Below are 17,898 nucleotides of genomic sequence, written 5' to 3'. Positions count from 1 at the left end.
CTTCCTGCGGCCTTGCGACAGGCCATTTTGAGCAGCCTCTTTATCTTTCCTACCTAAAGAGAATCGATGAAAATACTTGTGGTCGGCAGTGGGGGGCGCGAGCATGCGATGGTATGGAAACTTGCGCAGAGTCCCCGCAAGCCGGTCCTTTACTGTGCCCCCGGCAATGCGGGGATTGCGTCACTGGCGGAATGTATCTCAATTCGATCGGACGACGTTGCCGGTCTGAAAGACTTCGCACTTCGAGAGAAGATTGATCTGACAGTGATCGGGCCTGAAGCACCGCTTGCGTTGGGCATCGTTGACGAATTTCGCAAAGCTCGGCTCAGAGTGTTTGGGCCGACCAGGAACGCCGCTCGTTTGGAAGCCAGCAAGACCTTCTCGAAGGAGGTCATGGCACAAGCGAAGATTCGGACGGCTCACGCCAAGAGTTTCGAAAAGATCACGGACGCGCTCTCCTATGTCGAGCGGCAGGAGTTACCGGTCGTGATCAAAGCGGACGGGTTGGCGCAAGGAAAAGGCGTCATCATTGCGACCACTCGTGACCAGGCTCGCCAAGCGATCATCGATTCAATGGAGAAGGCTGTGTTCGGCCAAGCCGGCAAACAGGTACTGGTCGAGCAGTTTCTCGACGGCGAGGAACTGACGATCATGGCGTTTACCGATGGCAAGACCGTGGTGCCGATGCCGCCGGCACAGGATCATAAGCGGGTCGGTAATGGTGACACAGGCCTAAATACCGGCGGGATGGGCGCCTATTGCCCGGCGCCGCTAGGAACAGTCGAAATCCAAGATCGAGTCCGTCGCGAGGTTTTGCAGCCGATGGTGGACGCCATGGCCAGGCTTGGCTCGCCATTCCAAGGTGTGCTGTATGCAGGACTGATGGTGGTGAATGGAACACCTTACGTGCTCGAATTCAACGCTCGTATGGGCGATCCTGAAACACAAGTTGTGCTCCCCTTGCTCAAGACCGATTTTCTCGACGTCATTGAATCGGTAGTTGAACATCGTCTTGACCAACTTTCCGTCAAGTGGCATCCGGACGCGACGGTCTGCGTGGTGATAGCGTCGGGAGGTTACCCCGGTTCCTATCAACAGGGGATGGTACTCTCTGGACTCCCCCCGGTAACCATTTCGTCGGACTCCTCGGTGGTCTTTCATGCGGGAACAGCACAGAAGGGGAATGAGATCGTGACAGCTGGAGGCCGCGTCCTCGGCGTTCTCGGTCGAGGGCAAACGTTATCCGAGGCACAACGCGAGGCCTATCGAGTCGTGAAGACGATCTCCTTTGAGGGATGCCACTTCCGGACGGACATCGCTCACCGGGCTCTCAAGATATAAATCGGACCGTCCACCATCCGCGAACAACCGATTCAGCAACTTCGTCGATCGTATCCCGCCCGCTGCCGACATAGATCTACTTACCCTAGTAAACCTAGATCCAAACAGCCGGGGCCGTTCTTTTTCTTAGCCAATTCATATGATCTGTTAGAATACCCTCCCACAATGATACCAACACTTTGTGTGCAGCGATCATTTCTGATGAGATGGGAGGCGTCATGAAATGTCATCCGATGCGGTTAATCCGAACAGTTGTCGGTTTCAGCTTCGTACTAGGTCTTGTGGGATGCGATTATTGGCCTCCAGCCTTGCAAGCCGAGATCGAACAATTGCGCTCTGAGATCCAAACCCTGACGATGGAGACGACTCAGCTTCAGGCCCAGGTCACCGACTTGTCCAAGATCAAACAGGAGTTGCTGGGGCAGGTCGATGAACTGAGTCGCATCAACCGGGAGAAAACCGGAATGATCACCAGTCTTCAAAATCAGTTGGAGGCGACCCGCGCGAGGGCGTTGAAAGCGATGGCGCCGAAAGCATCGCCCCATAAAAAACTGGCGAAACCCACTGCGAGGGGCACGACCAGACCAGCTTCCCAAACGGCCCCCAAGGCACCGACCAACAAAAGCTCGGCTCCGAAGGCAGGCGGCATCCGATAACAGCCCTCGATCCTCCTTCCTATTGTGAAGAGGAAGACGTCGTCGTATTGGATGTGGTTGGTGACGAGCCGGCAGATGCCGCCGGCGTCGCGGCTGGAGCTGAAGCCGTTGTGGGCGTCGGCGCTGAAGGGGTCGGCTCCTTCTTCTCTTCCGTCTTCGTCGTACCGGTTTCATTACCTGAGATTGACGGCGGTTTGAGTTTATCGGAGTAGTCGGTGACGTACCAGCCACTTCCTTTAAACATGATTCCAGGCGATGAAATCAGCCGCCTGACCGCTTTTCCACACCGCTCACATATTGAGAGCGGATCGTCTTTGATGCTCTGCTTCACTTCAAAACGATACGAACAGCCGTCACACTGATATTCGTAAATCGGCACCGCTTCCCTCCCTCTTAGCTTTGCACAGCGCTAGATGAACCAACCCTCACTTATCCCAACTTCGCGAACGCTTGCTCCAGTCGCTCAAGGCCTCGGGTAATGTTCGTCATACTGGTCGCATAGGACAGCCGGAGATGCTCCGGGCTTCCAAAGGGTTCACCCGGAACGACCGCGATTCGGGAATCATGCAAGAGATAATGAGCCACATCATTGGGAGTCTTGAGTACACCCGAGGGACCGCGCTTCCCCAACACACCCTTGATATTCGGGAAGGCATAGAAAGCCCCGCTCGGCATTCGACAGGACACTTCCGGAATCTTGTTCAATCCTTCCACAATGGTGATTCGACGACGGGAAAATTCTTCCACCATGTTGCGAGTGAAGGAATCCCCAAGGCGCAAGGCGGCGACTGCGGCCTTCTGTGAGATCGAGCAGGGATTCGAGGTGCTCTGACTCTGGATATTGGCCATCGCCGTTATCAGATCTTTTGGACCGGCCGCGTATCCGATTCGCCACCCTGTCATGGCATACGATTTCGATACCCCGTTGATAATGACCGTTCGGGCGGCAATCTCCGATCCCAATGAGGCAATACTGCGGTGCGTGGCCCCATCGTAAAGCACTTTTTCATAAATCTCATCTGAAATGACAAGCAGATCATGCCGGACCGCGGCTGAGGCGATCTGTTCCAGCGTCGCCCGATCATAGGTTGCGCCGGTAGGGTTGCACGGGCTATTCACGATGATGGCTTTAGTTCTCGGTGTAATGAGTCGTTCCAACTCTGATGCATGGACTGCGTAACCGTCCTCCTCCTTGGTCGGCAACAGGACCGGTGTTGCATCGTTGAGAAGTGCCTGATCCGAATAGGAAACCCAGTAGGGGATCGGAATGATGATCTCGTCACCTGCTTCGAGCAAGGCTTCTGCTAAATTGTAGAGCGAATGCTTCGCTCCGCAAGAGACGAGGATTTGAGATTTTTCATACCGAAGACCCAGTTCAGCCTGGAGCTTGTCGGTAATCGCTCCCCGCAGCTCATCGATCCCGGACGACGGGGTGTATTTGGTAAATCCCTCGCGCATAGCCGCTTCTGCTGCGGCCTTCACCGGTTCCGGCGTGTCAAAATCCGGTTCGCCGGCTGAAAAGTCGATGACGTCCAGTCCTTGCGCGGCCATGGCCTTGGCGGTTGCAGCCATGGCCAGCGTCGGGGAAGGTGCAATACGACCTACACGTGCTGCCAATCTCATGGTTTGAGACTCCTGATACGAGCTTGTAGGCGCCGAGCTACTTCCGGATGAAGAAAGTCGATTAAACTTCCACCGTGCTGTGCCACGTCTTTGATGATGGTCGAGGACAAATACGAGTACTCTTCGCTGGGCATTAAGAACACGGTCTCCACCGTCTTCGCAAGTTTTCGGTTGACGAGCGCCATCTGAAACTCATGTTCAAAGTCGGAAATGGCACGCAAGCCACGGATGATCGCATGGGCACCTGAACGCTCGACATAATCGACGAGCAACCCGTCGAACGGTGTCACCTCGACATGTCCTACATCCTTCATGACCAGCTTTACCATATCAAGGCGTTCCGCCAAATTGAAGAGTGGATGTTTGGAGGGATTCGGGGCGACGGCCACCACCACCTTGTCGAACACACGGAGGCTGCGTGTGATGATGTCCGTGTGGCCATGCGTAATGGGATCAAATGTGCCTGGATAGATACCGATTTTCATGCCTGTACAGCGTGGGAGTGCGAGTAGAGGGACAAAGCGGTATCACCGTAGCGATAGAGGCGCAAAAACGTGGTGCATCCTAGCCACATGGGTAAGACGTTCTTTGCTGCATGTTCGATGACCAGCCACGAGTCCAGGGCAAACAGTTCATCGGACCTGGACTTAGCAAATAATGATGGAAGCTCCAATGCCTCCTCATAGGGTGGGTCGGCAAAGACAATATCATAAGGACCGCTCCACTCATCGGGACGGTTCAGAAATTGTTGGACAGTCACACCCAGCACGGCTAGTTTATCACCACCAATATGACAGAGATCCAGATTTTGCCGTAGCAGTTTCAATGCATTTCGGTTCGACTCGACGGAGGTCACGTGCTCAGCATCACGACTTACGGCTTCGATCCCCACGGCTCCGGTCCCCGCATAGAGGTCCAAAAACCGGCTGTTCGTAAGCCGATTACCGAGAATGGAGAACAGGGCTTCTCGAACTCGGTCGGAGGTTGGACGAAGAGCCAATTTTCGAGGCCCGTAGAGTCGATGACCTCGGAGGGTCCCGGCGATTACACGCATGCGAGACAACATCGTCGTGAGCGTCAGACTCTAACATAGCGTTTTTGCAGGGGTCAAGAAATGCGGAAGGGATGGCTGACGGTATGAGCCGCGATTGATTCGAGGAAGATCATCGGTACTCTTTTGACCGTCTGCTTGCGGAAGACTATAATACGATCGTCCTCTCTTGGTAGATCAAGGAAGACACGATCGGCCTGCGAGTCCCTGCAGGTCCTCAGAAAGGACCAAGGCTCCGAGCTCGAAGTATGAATTCACCGAGCCGCGACGGTCTGAGATTCGCGGGCGGCGAGACTCTTTCTACGGTTGTTAGAGATGGTGCGATCAATAATGGCGCCGCAATTGATACATTTCCATGCATAGAACACGAGAAAGAAATCAGAGAACCGTTCCAACATCATCATACCCTTGCACTTCGGACATTCCATTGATCCCTCCCAAGGTGGTTACGTTCACAGCTGTCGGTAAAGTTAAGCAAGAGCTGCACCAATTTGTCGTATTTCAATATTTCAACGAGTTATGAATTACGTATTTGCCTCAGGCGGGTAATTTTCACTTATTTGTCGGTACAAAAGCGTCCAGACCGTCAATTTTTTGTCATCTGAGGGTTTTCGTGGCAGACACGGGACCGAGAAAAGGGATTGCATACTGGCCAAAAACCGAACGTCCACGTGAGCGTCTTCTTGCCAAGGGATCTGAGGCCTTATCCGACGCCCATCTTCTCGCCATCCTCCTGAGAACCGGCCGCCGCGATTCGTCCGCCGTACAAGTAGCCATCGAACTCCTCGACCGGGTAGGTGGGCTGAGAGGGTTGGCGGCCTGCGGCACTAAAGAACTCTGCGCCATCCCCGGTGTTGGTCCCGCCAAGGCAGCCCAACTCAAGGCTGCATTGGCATTGGGGCGACGGTCGCTGGCCGTTCCAATGTCCACCGGCACTCGTATTTCCTCAAGTGCGGATCTGTTCAAACATTTTCACCCTGCACTCCGCGATGTGAAGCACGAACTTTTCAAAGTTGTGCTGCTGGACGCAAAAAATATCGTGATCAGAGAGGCCACGGTCTCAGAGGGAAGCCTCACGCTCAGCATTGTGCATCCACGTGAAGTCTTTGCGCTCGCGGTGCGTGAATCGGCCGCCGCCGTCATTTTTCTTCACAATCATCCCAGCGGAGATCCGACTCCAAGCCCGGAGGATCGGCAACTGACCGATCGACTCGCAACGGCAGGCAAACTGTTGGGGATCCGCGTATTGGACCATCTGATTATTGGAGATGGTCGGTACGTGAGCTTTGCCGACGAAGGATGGATGACAGGACAAAGCAATGAGTGCGAGCGCCTCTGAAATCTGCCGGCCGAACCAACGGCCCCGAGCAATATGAGGAAGCGAATGGCCTAAATCCCGACTTAACAAGGAGGGTAGACTATGGAAACAGCCCGTCTGGAGCCCGTCAGAAACGTGGCGATCGTATCCAGTGCCGGCGCGGGAAAGACCTCGCTCAGTGAGGCCCTGCTGTATACCGGTGGAGCGATCCCCATGCTCGGTTCTGTGACACAGGGTACTACCGTTTCTGATTTCGAGCCGGAAGAGCTTCGCCATCGTAATTCGACAAGCACCAGTCTCCTTCAGTTCTCGTGGAATCACACCAGCATCAATTTAATTGACCCTCCGGGCGCCCTTGATCTTCTTGGAGAACCGCTTGCCGCCCTGCAGGCCGTTGATGCGGTCATTCTGCTTCTGAGCGGAACCATGGGGGTGAGGACGGAGCTGGCACGACTGTGGGCGAGAATTAAAGAATTGGATCTTCCTTGTCTCGTGTTCGTGAACGGACTTGATAAGGAAGGCGCCTCGTTCGAGAACGTTCTGGAGATCTGCCGCCAGCAGCTTGTTCGTGCTCCCATCCCTATGACGGTGCCGGTCAACCCTGGCGTGAATTTGCACGGTGTCATTGATGTGCGGCATGAGAAGCTTGTGCGGTCTGGACCGAGTTCCGCCCAAGTCGAACACCTCCCGATTTCAAGTGACCTGGAAAGAGTTCTCAGCGGAGCGCGCAAGCAGCTCGTGGAGGCAGTCGCGGAGAGCGGGGAAACTTTATTGGAGACCTACTTGACTCAGGGCGATTTAAGCCAGGAAGATCTCCTACAAGGGCTCCGCCGCGACATCCACACAAATCAATTTCTTCCCGTGTATGCCGGCTCCTCAACCCAGAATGTAGGAGTCTGGTCTCTGCTGGACGCCATTGTGACCTTATTGCCGGCCCCCTCCGAGCGTGGCCTGGCTCATCCATGGCAAGGGATCCACCCAGAGACTCATGAAGTGTGTGAACGGAAGGGGAGTCAGCAGGAACCGTTTTCAGCCTATGTCCTTAAGACGATCATAGACCCATTCATCGGTCGGTTGTCCTATTGCCGGGTCTTGTCGGGAACAATCCATGCCGATGCGACCGTGCTGAATGCTTCAAAACATGTGCGGGAGAAACTCGGCCATTTCTACACGGTCTTGGGCAAACGTCACACGGCCATCGACTCTGCAAGAGGGGGAGAGATCGTGGCCATCGGAAAACTCAAAGACACGCATACCGGTGACACGTTGTGTCAGGAAAATGCTCCCATCTGTTACCCCATGCTGAGCCTACCAAAGCCGATCCTGTCGTTCGCGATTGAAGCCAAGTCCAAGACGGACATCGATAAGGTAAGTCTTGGCCTTCACAAGCTCATCGAAGAAGACCCTACGCTGGAATTTGCGCGCAATGCCGAAACCAAGGAAATGGTGCTCAGCGGCATGGGGCAGTTCCATATCGATTTGGCGCTCGAGAAGCTCCATCGAAAGTTCGGAGCCGATGTCGTCTTACATACACCGAAGGTCCCATACCGAGAAACGCTCAAGACGAAATCACAGGCACAGGGCAAGTACAAGAAGCAAACCGGCGGGCACGGACAATACGGCGATTGCTGGCTTGAAGTGGCGCCGCTCCCGCGCGGTAACGGGTATGCATTTGAGAATCGCGTGGTCGGAGGAGCGATTCCTCGAAATTTTATTCCCGCCGTTGAAAAAGGGGTCATCGAAGCCATGCAGGATGGACCGTTGAGCGGCTTTCCGGTCGTTGATGTGCAGGTGGCCGTCTATGACGGATCCTATCATGTAGTTGATTCATCTGAGATGTCGTTCAAGATCGCGGGATCGATGGCCTTCAAGAAAGCGATCGAGACGGCGCATCCGGTGTTACTTGAGCCTGTCATGACGATCGAAATCGATACACCGACCGACGCGGTCGGAGCTGTCATGGGCGACTTGAGCGCCCGACGGGGGCGGATCGTGGCTGTGAACGCGCAAGACCATGCGGAACAAATTACAGCGTTGGTTCCGCTTGCTGAGCTGCTTCGATATGCGACGGCCCTCAACGCCATGACCGGGGGACGGGGCAGCTATGTCATGGATTTCGCGCAGTATGATGAAGTGCCACGAGAGTTGGCTGCACGGGTCATCGAGCGACATAAGGCGGAAGGACAAGCCGCCACGGCCCACTGAAATCTTCAGTCGGAGGGTTTAAGCACGACATAAAATGCGTGGTTTTCACGAAGTACACGGAGCAACAATGCATCGCCACGCCTGAACCGCGCAATCGCTGACCTAAATTCTACTACGGAGGACACTTCCATGCGATTGACTTCTTTGATGAGGTCGCCTTCGCGGAGGCCTTCGGCTTGAGCAAGGCTGTTGGGTTCAACCTTTGCAATCAGCACGCCTTTCGCCTCACCGAGCTTGAACCGCTCCGACAGGGCGGCCGTCAAGTCTTGGAGGTCAAGACCAAGTCTGACTCCTAGCTTCTCCTCTGGTTGAGGAATCGATGCAACAACAGAGGTATCCCGCCGCTCGGTGAGGGGCACGTCCATCGTCAAGCGTTTCAGATCCCGGACTATTTCTATCTTTGACTTCGCGCCCGGAGTCACCGTCGCGATGAGACGAGACAGTTTATTCGGTGAATCAACGACGACACCGTCGATCCTGACGATGACATCGCCCGGTTTGATCCCAGCCAGGGCTGCAGGGTCTTTCTCGAACACTTCGTTCACCAGTACTCCTTCGCCTTCAGCCACTCCGAATTGTTTCGCCAAGTCAGCCGTCAGCGGCTGAATTCCGACCCCGAGCCAACCCCGCATGACCTTGCCCTTGGCCAGTAACTGCTCGATAACCTGCTTGGCCATATTCGAGGGAATGGCGAATCCAATACCTTGGGCAAAATTGATGATCGCCGTATTGATACCGATCACCTCACCTCGGAGGTTAAAGAGCGGCCCCCCGGAATTTCCAGGGTTAATCGAGGCGTCGGTCTGAATGAAGTTTTCATACCGTGAAAGGTTGATGTTTTCGCGACCAATGCCGCTGACCACACCGAGCGTCACGGTCTGGTCCAGCCCGAACGGATTCCCGACGGCCAACACCCATTGGCCGACCTTGACGCCGGCAGAATCACCGAAGCGAGCACTGGGCAGCCGTCGATCAGTGTTTACTTTGAGCACCGCTAAATCGGTATCCGGATCTTTACCGATCACATGAGCCTTGAGCATCGTCTTATCGGAAAACCGCACTTCGATTTCAGTCGCATCGCCGATCACATGGTTGTTCGTCACAATGTGGCCTTCATCGTCGACAATCAGGCCCGAGCCGGAACCTGACGCATTCGGCGTACGCTCGCCGGGCCCTCCGCGAAGCCTACCTGCTCTGGTGATGGGAAACAGGTTCACGACGGAAGGTTTGGTCTGTTCCGCAAGTTCTGTAATGACGGTCTGGATCTCCTCTAGCATACGAAGGCCGGGTGAGTCGGCCGATAATGCCTCGGCTCGGCCGCCGCCTATGACACAGGAAAAGAGGAGAGAACCACAAGCGAGCAGAACGCGTGATCGTGGGAATGCGACAGCTGACATCGAGTGTTATTGTAGCCGATCTCTGTCGGTGTGCCTACTCTCATAGGCCGATCTTGTGAGCGACGTTGTCAGGGGGCGTTGACCGGTAAACCATGAGACGAGTTGATCGAGTTCGGCTTGAGCACCGATCAAGACCACGATGTCACCGGGTCGGAAGAGGAGATCGTTGGTTGGAGCCAACAGAAAAGGCCCTCGAAATACCACGACCACGTAAGCGGAGGAAGAGGAATAGAGTGGGAGCGCACTGAGCGGCTGTCCGGCCGCGGCAGCGCCTCGAACGATGGTCAACCGTTCAATCCCTCCAGAACGAAGCGCCAAATCACGTTGGAGGGAGAGCAGGTCCTGATGGACCGTCTCGATTTTGAGATCACGTATCTGGGCATCAACCTCCTTCAACGATTGCTTCAACTCTTGAACGCGTGAAGTGGTAGCAGCAAGCATCTGATCGATTGCACCGACAACTGAATCGGGGTGATTCTGGTATAGCAGTCGCTCAGAAACCTGCGCAACGATTTGTTGGCCGACTTTGGCAGTGACATCGTCAATTTGCTGCAGCAAAATGGAAGCCTGCCAATGGAGACGAATAACCTGAACCTTTCGGTTGACCAGTTCAGAAATCGAGAGAATAGTCTCGTAGATCGCCTGTCCGGTAATTGAAAGTTCTTTATGCACACGGCCGAGTAGCTCAAATGTCATAGTCTGATAAGAGATATTATGTAAACTTATAGCTCTTCGCCCCTTACCCCTACCGCCTTTTTATAGCTCCTCTCCCACCAGTATCTTCATAGCGGATCATGATTCGGAGATCAATCGTGCAGGAGATTTTTTTTGGTTTGTGACACTGGTGCTTGCCCAATTCGATCGTTCAGCATCCGATCGTTCAGCATCTCGCTTCATGCCGTGGCGGTACCGATTTGCAATCACCTCGGCTACGCCGTATGATCCGAGCGATGAACTGTACGAAATGTAAGACCAAAGCAGTCCTCAAGTTACCCCGCCACCATGCAGCATTCTGCAAGAATTGCTTTAACAGTTTTGTGTACGACCAGGTACACAAAGCGATTCGATCTCAGAAGATGTTCGAAAAAACTGACCGTCTCCTTGTCGCCGTTTCAGGCGGCAAGGATAGTTTGGCTCTCTGGGATATTCTTCTGAAGTTGGGCTATAAGACCGATGCGCTGTATGTGAACCTCGGGATCGGAGGCTATTCCGAATCATCACGAGAAAGAGTCGTGCACTTTTCCGAAACCGTGGCCGCAGGATACGGCGCCGTGCTCCATGTTCATACGGTCGACCGAGAAGAAGGCGCCGGCATTCGCGAGCTGGCCATCATGGCCCACCGTCCGACTTGCTCGACATGCGGCACGATCAAACGCTATCAATTCAACCATGCGGCAATCCGGCATGGGTACGATGTCATGGCGACGGGACATAATTTGGATGATGAAGCGGCTCGGCTGCTCGGAAACGTGCTGCATTGGCAGACCGAATACCTTGAAAAACAAGGTCCCAGCCTTCCCGCCTCCGTCGATGGATTCGCCAAGAAAGTGAAGCCTCTGTATCGCTTGACTGAGCGCGAATTGGCAGCCTATTGCGTCCTGAATAAGATCGACTATGTTGTTGAGGAGTGTCCAATGGCGCAAGGAGCGCGCACGCTCCTCTATAAGGAGGTTTTGAATCGCCTGGAAACCGAGTCGCCCGGCACCAAGCAGATGTTTTACTGGGGGTTTCTTGAAAAGTCTCTCACGACCGAGACACCCACGACCGTTGCGGAAAAAGATCGCTCGTCACTGCACCCCTGTTCCAGCTGTGGCCAACCGACTACGGCCGAGACCTGCTCCTACTGTAAACTTATGGCCCGGGCGAAAACTTCGACCGCTCGTTGACCCCTTCGGCCCTTGCAAACCGTTTCTATACTCCGTAAGCTGATCCGTACCATCGCGTTTCTCGTCTCAGAGCACGTATGGCAACTACTCCACGCGATTACTATCACATCCTGGGCGTCCCCAGAACCGCCTCGACTGACGATATCAAAAAGGCTTTTCGACGCCTGGCCCGTCAGTATCATCCCGATCTCCACGCGGGTGCAAAGAAGGTCGAGATGGAAAAGAAATTTAAGGAGCTCAACGAGGCACAGGAGGTTCTGACTGACCCGGATAAGCGGAAGAAGTATGACCAGTACGGGGCTGATTGGGATCAAGCTCAAGCCTTCGAGAAAGCTCGTCAGCAGGCCAGAACACAAGGGTTTGGCGGACCATGGGAGTTCGAAGGAGGCCACACCAGTCAAGGCAGTGGCGAATCCGGAAGTGAGCATTTCTCCGATTTTTTTGAGAACCTCTTCGGAAACCGCGGACGCGGCGGAGCCGGACGCAATGCCGCAATGCCGGGAGAGGATATCGAGGCTGAAGTCCAGTTGGGATTGCGTGAAGTGTTAACCGGTGTCACCAAACGTGTAAATCTGCGTGAACCCCGGGCATGCTCGACCTGTCAAGGGAGTGGTACCGTGCGCGGCCGATCTTGCGCGACCTGTCAGGGAACCGGAATGATGTCCGAATACAAAACCATAGAAGTGCGGATTCCTGCTGGAGTTCAAGAGGGAACGCGCGTCAGAGTTGCCGGAAAGGGCCAGCCTGGAACAAATGGTGGAAAACGCGGGGACCTATATCTTCACGTGGTCATTCCCTCCGATCCCATCTTTCGTCGGCAAGGTTCGGACTTACATGTCACCCTGCCCATCTATCCTTGGGAAGCCATTCTTGGAGCAGAGGTCACCGCTCCCACCTTAGCCGAGCCGGTGAAAGTCAAAGTTCCACCAGGCAGCAAGGCCGACGGGAAACTCCGGCTCAAGGGGAAGGGGCTTCCCTCCGCCACAGGCGGGCATGGCGATCTTTTTCTGACGTTGCAAATTGTCCTGCCCGCCAGTATCAGCGAAGATGAACGGATACTGTATGAACGTTTGAGCAAGGAACGGCATCCGGATCCGCGAACGGAGCTTCTCTACAGTGCCCAACGGCGTTGAGAATACAATCGGCGTCGACAATGGTTTTGAGTCGACAGACTCGCTTGCGTTGCGCTGACTGCTATGGCAAGCTTTGACTTGGAGGTCTCTCAACCAAGGAGGAATTCATGACGTCTATAACCAAGACCACGGCTGGTGTTGCTATAACGTCGGCATGTCTGTTGATGGTGGGCATACCAAGCCTCTGGGCAAATGATCCGAGCTATGGCCATGGTGGAGCCGTGCATGGCGCTGGAGCAGGACATGGCTATGGTAAAGGGATGATGCACAGCGGGACCGGTCACCTGATCCGCCATCTATTGAAACACGAAAAGGACATCGGACTCACCGCCGACCAGGTCACCAAACTGAAGGATATCCAGCTCAATCTTGACAAAGCCCGTATCAAGGCCGAAGCCGATATCCAAATCGCGGAACGTGAACTGAGAGCGCTAACCGATGAAGAGAAATCCGATCTCGCCGCGATCGAAACCAAGCTGAAGCAAAGCGAAGATTTGCAAGTCGGCCTGCGGATGACTTCCATCAAGACACGTCGCGAGGTGATGAGTCTGCTGACCCCAGAACAACGTGCGAAGGAAAACTCCGAGCATGACAAGGTGATGCAGCAGCACAAGGGGTCCGGCACCCCGCATGGAGGCGCACTGCCATATGGCGCCTATCCGCATGGTGGCAATCCTCATGGAGGTTACCCATACGGTAAGAATCCCCATGAAGGTGTGTCGCCTACCCCTCCCAGCGGCATGTCTGTACAGTGACACGAGCCGGAAGGACCATGCACAAAGAAGCGAAACTTCAGAGCCATGATCTTTTGAGTGGGCCAGCTCGGGCCCCGGCGAGGGCCATGTTAAAAGCCGTCGGCTTTACGGACGACGACCTGTCGAAACCTCTCGTTGGTGTGGCCAATACATGGATCGAGGTCATGCCGTGTAATTTTCACTTGCGGCGGCTTTCAGAACGAGTGAAGGCCGGCATTCGAGCCGCTGGTGGAACTCCGATCGAATACAACACCATCGCGGTATCCGATGGGATCTCGATGGGAACGGAAGGGATGAAGGCGTCCCTGATCAGTCGCGAGGTCATCGCGGATTCGATCGAGCTCGTTGCGCGTGCACATTTGTTTGATGCCGTCGTCGCCCTGTCGGGTTGCGACAAAACGATTCCTGGGACGGTCATGGCCCTTGCTCGATTGAACGTGCCGTCGCTCATGCTCTACGGCGGCTCGATCATGCCGGGAAAATTTCAGGGGCATGATGTGACCATTCAGGATGTCTTTGAAGCAGTCGGCAAACATGCGTCGGGAAAGATGACAGACGCCGAGCTGAAAGACTTGGAAGATCACGCGTGCCCTGGGCCAGGAGCTTGTGGAGGCCAGTTCACGGCCAATACCATGGCCATTGCGTTTGAATTCCTCGGCATTTCACCGATGGGTCTCAATGGGGTTCCCGCCATGGATGGCCGGAAAGACGATGTTGCGTATGAGTGCGGCAAGATGGTGATGGAGCTCGTGAAGCAGGATCTGCGCCCGCGTCAGATTATCACCCGCAAGTCGTTGGAGAATGCCATTGCCGCCGTCGCCACGACAGGAGGTTCGACAAACGCCATATTGCATCTCCTTGCCATTGCCCGTGAGTCCGGAATCAAGCTGAGCATCGACGACTTCGACAAGATCAATCGCAAAGTCCCGTTGCTCGCCGACCTCAAACCCGGCGGCCGCTTTGCTGCAGCCGATCTCTATGCGGCAGGCGGCACAACGCTGGTGGCGAAGCGATTGCTGGAGGCAGGACTCCTTCATGGGAATCAACCCACCGTCACAGGTCGAACAATCGGTGAAGAGGCATCACAGGCTCGTGAAGCACCCGAACAACAAGTCCTGCGTCCCCTCTCCCATCCCATTAAACCGACGGGCGGCCTTGTCATTCTGAAGGGCAACTTGGCACCGAAGGGCTGTGTGGTCAAGGTGGCTGGCCACTCGATGATGAAATTCCAAGGACGAGCCAAGGTGTACGACCGGGAGGAAGATGCCTTCGTGGCGGTCAAGGCGGGACAAATCAAACCAGGTGATGTCGTCGTCATTCGGTATGAAGGCCCGTCAGGTGGACCGGGCATGCGTGAGATGTTAGGGGTAACAGCCGCGATCGTCGGCGCCGGACTCGGCAACTCCGTTGCGCTGCTTACCGACGGCCGATTCTCTGGAGCGACACATGGGTTGATGGCCGGGCACGTAGCCCCTGAAGCCATTAAGGGCGGGCCCATCGCTGCGGTCAAGAACGGCGATGCCATCACCTTCGATATTCCCAAACGTCGCCTGGACGTAGCCCTTTCGCAGAAGGAAATCCTCGCTCGACTGAAAAAGGTGAAACCACCGGTACCACGGTATACTTCTGGCGTGATGGCGAAATATGCCAGACACGTCTCGTCCGCATCAGAAGGCGCGGTTACCAGCTAACATGAAAGTTCAGCTTGAAGTAAATTCCCGTAATCAATTATTGAGCTGGAATATTCTCTTGTCATGAAGGCCACCACTAATAGTTAAAAACTATGTAACCAAGGGAATGGATGAGAGAATATGGGCTTAGCGAAAGTCCCGCTGCTGAAAGATGACCGAGGCGAGCATGAGGAGAAAGGTTGTATAGGCCAATCCATAGGCCGCGATCATCAGCAGATCGCCAGCCGGCACCTCAAGCTGATGAGTCACATGTCCTTTTAGATTGAATCGATCCAGGTTAGGCAGGATATAGTACATGCCCTCCAGCACCGTCCGTCCTGTGCCTTCCATTTTCTGACCGAACGCTTTCAAATCAGGCGTCAGGTGGCCGATTACGTAAATGGCCAGAGTAAAGATCGCGCTGAGTGTCGCGCTTGAGAAGGTGGAAAACAGCAGCGCCACTGCTGTGATGACCATGAACTCCAGCACAATCATCCCGAGTGCCTTGAACAAAACGGCATGAATGGGAACGTCCTGAAAGGACAAGACCGCTAACAATCCCGCCGCCATGATGGCTGTATTGATGAAGAGTGTGAAAGTGAGCCCCAGATACTTTCCTAAAAGGAATTGATACCGCGCGACAGGCTTGGAAACGATCGTATAGATGGTTTTCTTTTCGATTTCTTTACTCACGAGGCCGATGCCGATGAAGATGGCGATCAGGACACCAAAAAAGTTGATGCTGCCGAGCCCAATGTCCAAGATGAGGCGCTGAAACTCCCCGAGCGTGAGCCGCACCAAAATCAGCGAACTTCCGATCATCAACAGGGCGAAGATTATGAGGTTGTACAGAAGTTTATCCCGAAGGTTTTCCCGGAAGGTGTTGAAGGCGATCGACCAGACTTTCATGCCGCCTCCTGCAGGCGAGACTCCAGTCCCGTGGCCATTCGGATGAAGAGATCCTCCAGAGAGCTGCGATGAGGAGTCAGCGAGACCAATTCGCCTTTGGCTGTTCGCACGACTTCGAGAGCCTGCCTGACTTGATGCTGGTCCTTCAGCACAATCAGCGTTTGAGTCCCCTGCGTCAAGAGCTTCTTGGCGAAGGGACGTAAGTGCTCCATGCCATCGGCATTGAGCCTCTCGACGACCATCTCCACGGATTGCGTGGCACTCTGTCCGACCAAATCGCTGACCAGCCCACAGGCGACCAATCTCCCCTTCATGATCATCGCCACACGATCGCACAGCAGTTCCGCATCATGCAGGATGTGAGAACTGAACATCACGGTCTTGCCGGACTCCTTGAGGCGCAGAATCAAATCTCGTACCTCTTTCCTCCCGATTGGATCCAGTCCTGACATTGGTTCATCCAAGATGACCAGCTCCGGATCATTGATTAAGGCCTGGGCGATCCCTACGCGCTGCAACATGCCTTTCGAGAACTTCCGCAATTGCAGATCGCGGGCATGTGTCATGCCTACTAGTTCCAACAATTCGTCAGTGCGTTTTTCGAGCGCAGATCCCACCAGCCCAAAGAGGTGACCATAGAATCGCAAGAATTCTCGGCTGGTGAGATAATCATAAAAATACGGTGATTCCGGAAGAAAGCCGACTTTGGCCTTTGCGGATGGATTGCCAACGGGCAATCCAAATAGAGTTGCAGTTCCCCCAGTCGGATAAATCAGCCCCATCAGCATTTTGATTGTTGTCGTTTTCCCAGCGCCATTGGGGCCGAGAAAACCAAAGACTTCACCACGCCGTACCTCAAGCGACAATCCATCAACTGCCGTCGCCCGTTGGCCCCAAAAGCCGACACGGAACACCTTACGAAAATCTTGGACTTGGACGATGAGTTGGGCTACTTCATCCATGATTTCTGACCCAGCTTTATACCTTACCCTGCTTGTCTAGTCTGAAGACTTTCAGTCGGTCAGGATGGGTCGAGCTTGTGACCTTGCCAGTCTCGGGATCTAGTTCGTACGACCCATTGAATGGTTCTTGAGGAAGCTGTCTGAGATGACCGTTGATCACAAGTTCATGCAGCTTTCCTGGAAGGTGTCCGTGTGCGACTCTGTATTGTTGCGCTGCTGATTCCAGCAAGCGAATATCCCGTTCGATCATGACTTCTTTTGCCCGTTTTGCTATGACTTCGCGCATGCCCTCGTCTTGTGTCTGTCGCCACAGCGCTTCAAGAAATTGGAGCGCTGTGTCAGGGTTGTTCGCCTCTGCGTACATGCGTGACGCAAGGCCAGACAGATACGCTGGGCCGCCTGGTAGCTGCGCCGCGGCAGCTATGTATTCGGCAGCCTTAGCTGCATCTCCAAGGATGAAGTAATGGTTGTAGCCTAGTAGGAAAGGGATGCTCCATTCACGCGGGTTCTCCTTAACCCCTTTTTCAAGTAGCTGGTTGCTGAGATCAACACGATTGGCTAAGTTGGTCAGTACGACACCGCCGACATAGTACGCGTAGTCATACTGTGGATCGAGAGTGGTGAGGACGTCGAGCCCATGATAAATCCACTCATATTCGTCTGCCGTGTTTCGTTTCTTTCCAAGTACCTGCAGCAGTCGAAGCCACAGGACATCTGCCCCGAGGTGGTGATATCCCAACAGTGCTGGCTTGAGATACTCTCCGCGAGGCAGTTGAGCTAGTTCTTCGATCTGAGTAAGGCCTTGATCAATCCGGTTTTCTAAATTGTGTTGCAGCTTAATAATAACGCCAAGAGCTAAAGCAAACCAAAATATAAGAAATGCAGCTGGAGCAGCACGGACTGTATAGTTTGAGGTTGCCTGAGGAACAGAAGAAGAGGCCATGAGAAATTATCGGTGGAAACAGCCTGGCCCGCCGATTGTCACACCGGCG

Annotated in this window: 18 protein-coding genes; 8 read left to right on the top strand and 10 right to left on the bottom strand. The window is 54.4% G+C overall.

Features of this window, described 5'->3' with window-relative positions; genetic code table 11:
* Positions 1-66: 66 nt before the first annotated feature.
* Together purD and P0120_14225 are read left to right on the top strand one after the other, a co-directional pair.
* On the top strand, positions 67-1,341 hold the full coding sequence (gene purD, locus P0120_14230; protein ID MDF0675476.1) for a phosphoribosylamine--glycine ligase: 1,275 nt from the start codon (positions 67-69) through the stop codon (positions 1,339-1,341).
* Between the two features lie 218 nt (positions 1,342-1,559).
* The gene (locus P0120_14225; protein ID MDF0675475.1) at positions 1,560-1,997 is read left to right on the top strand and encodes a hypothetical protein; all 438 of its coding nucleotides are present in this window, start codon (positions 1,560-1,562) and stop codon (positions 1,995-1,997) included.
* A 19-nt stretch (positions 1,998-2,016) separates the two neighbouring features.
* Here P0120_14225 and P0120_14220 read toward each other — a convergent pair whose 3' ends face one another.
* The 5 genes from P0120_14220 to P0120_14200 all read right to left on the bottom strand — a co-directional run bounded on the left by P0120_14220 (position 2,017) and on the right by P0120_14200 (position 5,099).
* Positions 2,017-2,376: a zinc ribbon domain-containing protein gene (locus P0120_14220; protein MDF0675474.1), complete on the bottom strand. Its 360-nt coding sequence runs from the start codon at positions 2,374-2,376 to the stop codon at positions 2,017-2,019.
* Positions 2,377-2,426: 50 nt separating this feature from the next.
* The gene (locus tag P0120_14215) at positions 2,427-3,620 is read right to left on the bottom strand and encodes a pyridoxal phosphate-dependent aminotransferase (GenBank protein ID MDF0675473.1); all 1,194 of its coding nucleotides are present in this window, start codon (positions 3,618-3,620) and stop codon (positions 2,427-2,429) included.
* The gene (gene coaD / locus P0120_14210) at positions 3,617-4,105 is read right to left on the bottom strand and encodes a pantetheine-phosphate adenylyltransferase (GenBank protein MDF0675472.1); all 489 of its coding nucleotides are present in this window, start codon (positions 4,103-4,105) and stop codon (positions 3,617-3,619) included. Before coaD ends, P0120_14215 begins: the two co-directional genes overlap by 4 nt.
* Positions 4,102-4,674, bottom strand: coding sequence for a 16S rRNA (guanine(966)-N(2))-methyltransferase RsmD (gene rsmD, locus P0120_14205; protein ID MDF0675471.1), 573 nt, complete (start codon positions 4,672-4,674; stop codon positions 4,102-4,104). The genes coaD and rsmD overlap by 4 nt, the downstream gene beginning before the upstream one ends.
* A 251-nt stretch (positions 4,675-4,925) precedes the next feature.
* Positions 4,926-5,099, bottom strand: coding sequence for a hypothetical protein (locus P0120_14200; GenBank protein MDF0675470.1), 174 nt, complete (start codon positions 5,097-5,099; stop codon positions 4,926-4,928).
* Positions 5,100-5,284: 185 nt separating this feature from the next.
* Here P0120_14200 and radC point away from each other — a divergent pair, with 185 nt between their 5' ends.
* Entirely contained in the window at positions 5,285-6,010 is a 726-nt protein-coding gene (gene radC / locus P0120_14195; protein MDF0675469.1) for a DNA repair protein RadC, read from the top strand.
* A gap of 81 nt (positions 6,011-6,091) precedes the next feature.
* Positions 6,092-8,194 carry an elongation factor G gene (gene fusA, locus P0120_14190; protein ID MDF0675468.1) on the top strand — a complete coding sequence of 701 codons (2,103 nt, stop codon included), beginning with the start codon at positions 6,092-6,094 and terminating at the stop codon, positions 8,192-8,194.
* Between the two features lie 5 nt (positions 8,195-8,199).
* Here the strand turns inward: fusA and P0120_14185 are convergent, their stop codons facing one another.
* Both P0120_14185 and P0120_14180 read right to left on the bottom strand, forming a co-directional pair.
* Complete coding sequence (locus P0120_14185; protein ID MDF0675467.1) at positions 8,200-9,471, bottom strand: Do family serine endopeptidase; 1,272 nt, start codon at positions 9,469-9,471, stop codon at positions 8,200-8,202.
* Positions 9,472-9,597: 126 nt separating this feature from the next.
* The gene (locus P0120_14180; GenBank protein ID MDF0675466.1) at positions 9,598-10,287 is read right to left on the bottom strand and encodes a TrkA C-terminal domain-containing protein; all 690 of its coding nucleotides are present in this window, start codon (positions 10,285-10,287) and stop codon (positions 9,598-9,600) included.
* Between the two features lie 254 nt (positions 10,288-10,541).
* On the opposite strand from P0120_14180, the gene P0120_14175 reads away from it, so the two are divergent.
* The 4 genes from P0120_14175 to ilvD all read left to right on the top strand — a co-directional run bounded on the left by P0120_14175 (position 10,542) and on the right by ilvD (position 15,056).
* Positions 10,542-11,477, top strand: a complete 936-nt coding sequence (locus P0120_14175) for an ATP-binding protein (GenBank protein ID MDF0675465.1) — start codon at positions 10,542-10,544, stop codon at positions 11,475-11,477.
* A gap of 77 nt (positions 11,478-11,554) precedes the next feature.
* A complete protein-coding gene (locus tag P0120_14170) occupies positions 11,555-12,610 on the top strand; it encodes a J domain-containing protein (GenBank protein ID MDF0675464.1) in 1,056 nt (351 codons plus the stop codon).
* 107 nt (positions 12,611-12,717) lie between these two features.
* Positions 12,718-13,365 carry a Spy/CpxP family protein refolding chaperone gene (locus P0120_14165; protein ID MDF0675463.1) on the top strand — a complete coding sequence of 216 codons (648 nt, stop codon included), beginning with the start codon at positions 12,718-12,720 and terminating at the stop codon, positions 13,363-13,365.
* A gap of 17 nt (positions 13,366-13,382) precedes the next feature.
* Positions 13,383-15,056, top strand: coding sequence for a dihydroxy-acid dehydratase (ilvD, locus tag P0120_14160; protein ID MDF0675462.1), 1,674 nt, complete (start codon positions 13,383-13,385; stop codon positions 15,054-15,056).
* 126 nt (positions 15,057-15,182) lie between these two features.
* On the opposite strand, the gene P0120_14155 is transcribed toward ilvD, so the two are convergent.
* Genes P0120_14155 through P0120_14145 form a run of 3 tightly spaced genes read right to left on the bottom strand, consistent with a single transcriptional unit; the run spans position 15,183 to position 17,849 of the window.
* Complete coding sequence (locus tag P0120_14155) at positions 15,183-15,944, bottom strand: ABC transporter permease (GenBank protein ID MDF0675461.1); 762 nt, start codon at positions 15,942-15,944, stop codon at positions 15,183-15,185.
* A complete protein-coding gene (locus P0120_14150) occupies positions 15,941-16,906 on the bottom strand; it encodes an ABC transporter ATP-binding protein (protein MDF0675460.1) in 966 nt (321 codons plus the stop codon). Before P0120_14150 ends, P0120_14155 begins: the two co-directional genes overlap by 4 nt.
* A gap of 16 nt (positions 16,907-16,922) precedes the next feature.
* Complete coding sequence (locus P0120_14145; protein ID MDF0675459.1) at positions 16,923-17,849, bottom strand: hypothetical protein; 927 nt, start codon at positions 17,847-17,849, stop codon at positions 16,923-16,925.
* Between the last annotated feature and the right edge of the window lie 49 nt (positions 17,850-17,898).

Source organism: Nitrospira sp., assembly GCA_029194675.1.
Taxonomy (GTDB): Bacteria; Nitrospirota; Nitrospiria; order Nitrospirales; family Nitrospiraceae; genus Nitrospira_D.
Note: the sequence above shows the minus strand (reverse complement) of the source record. Positions and strands in the feature narration are given on the sequence as shown.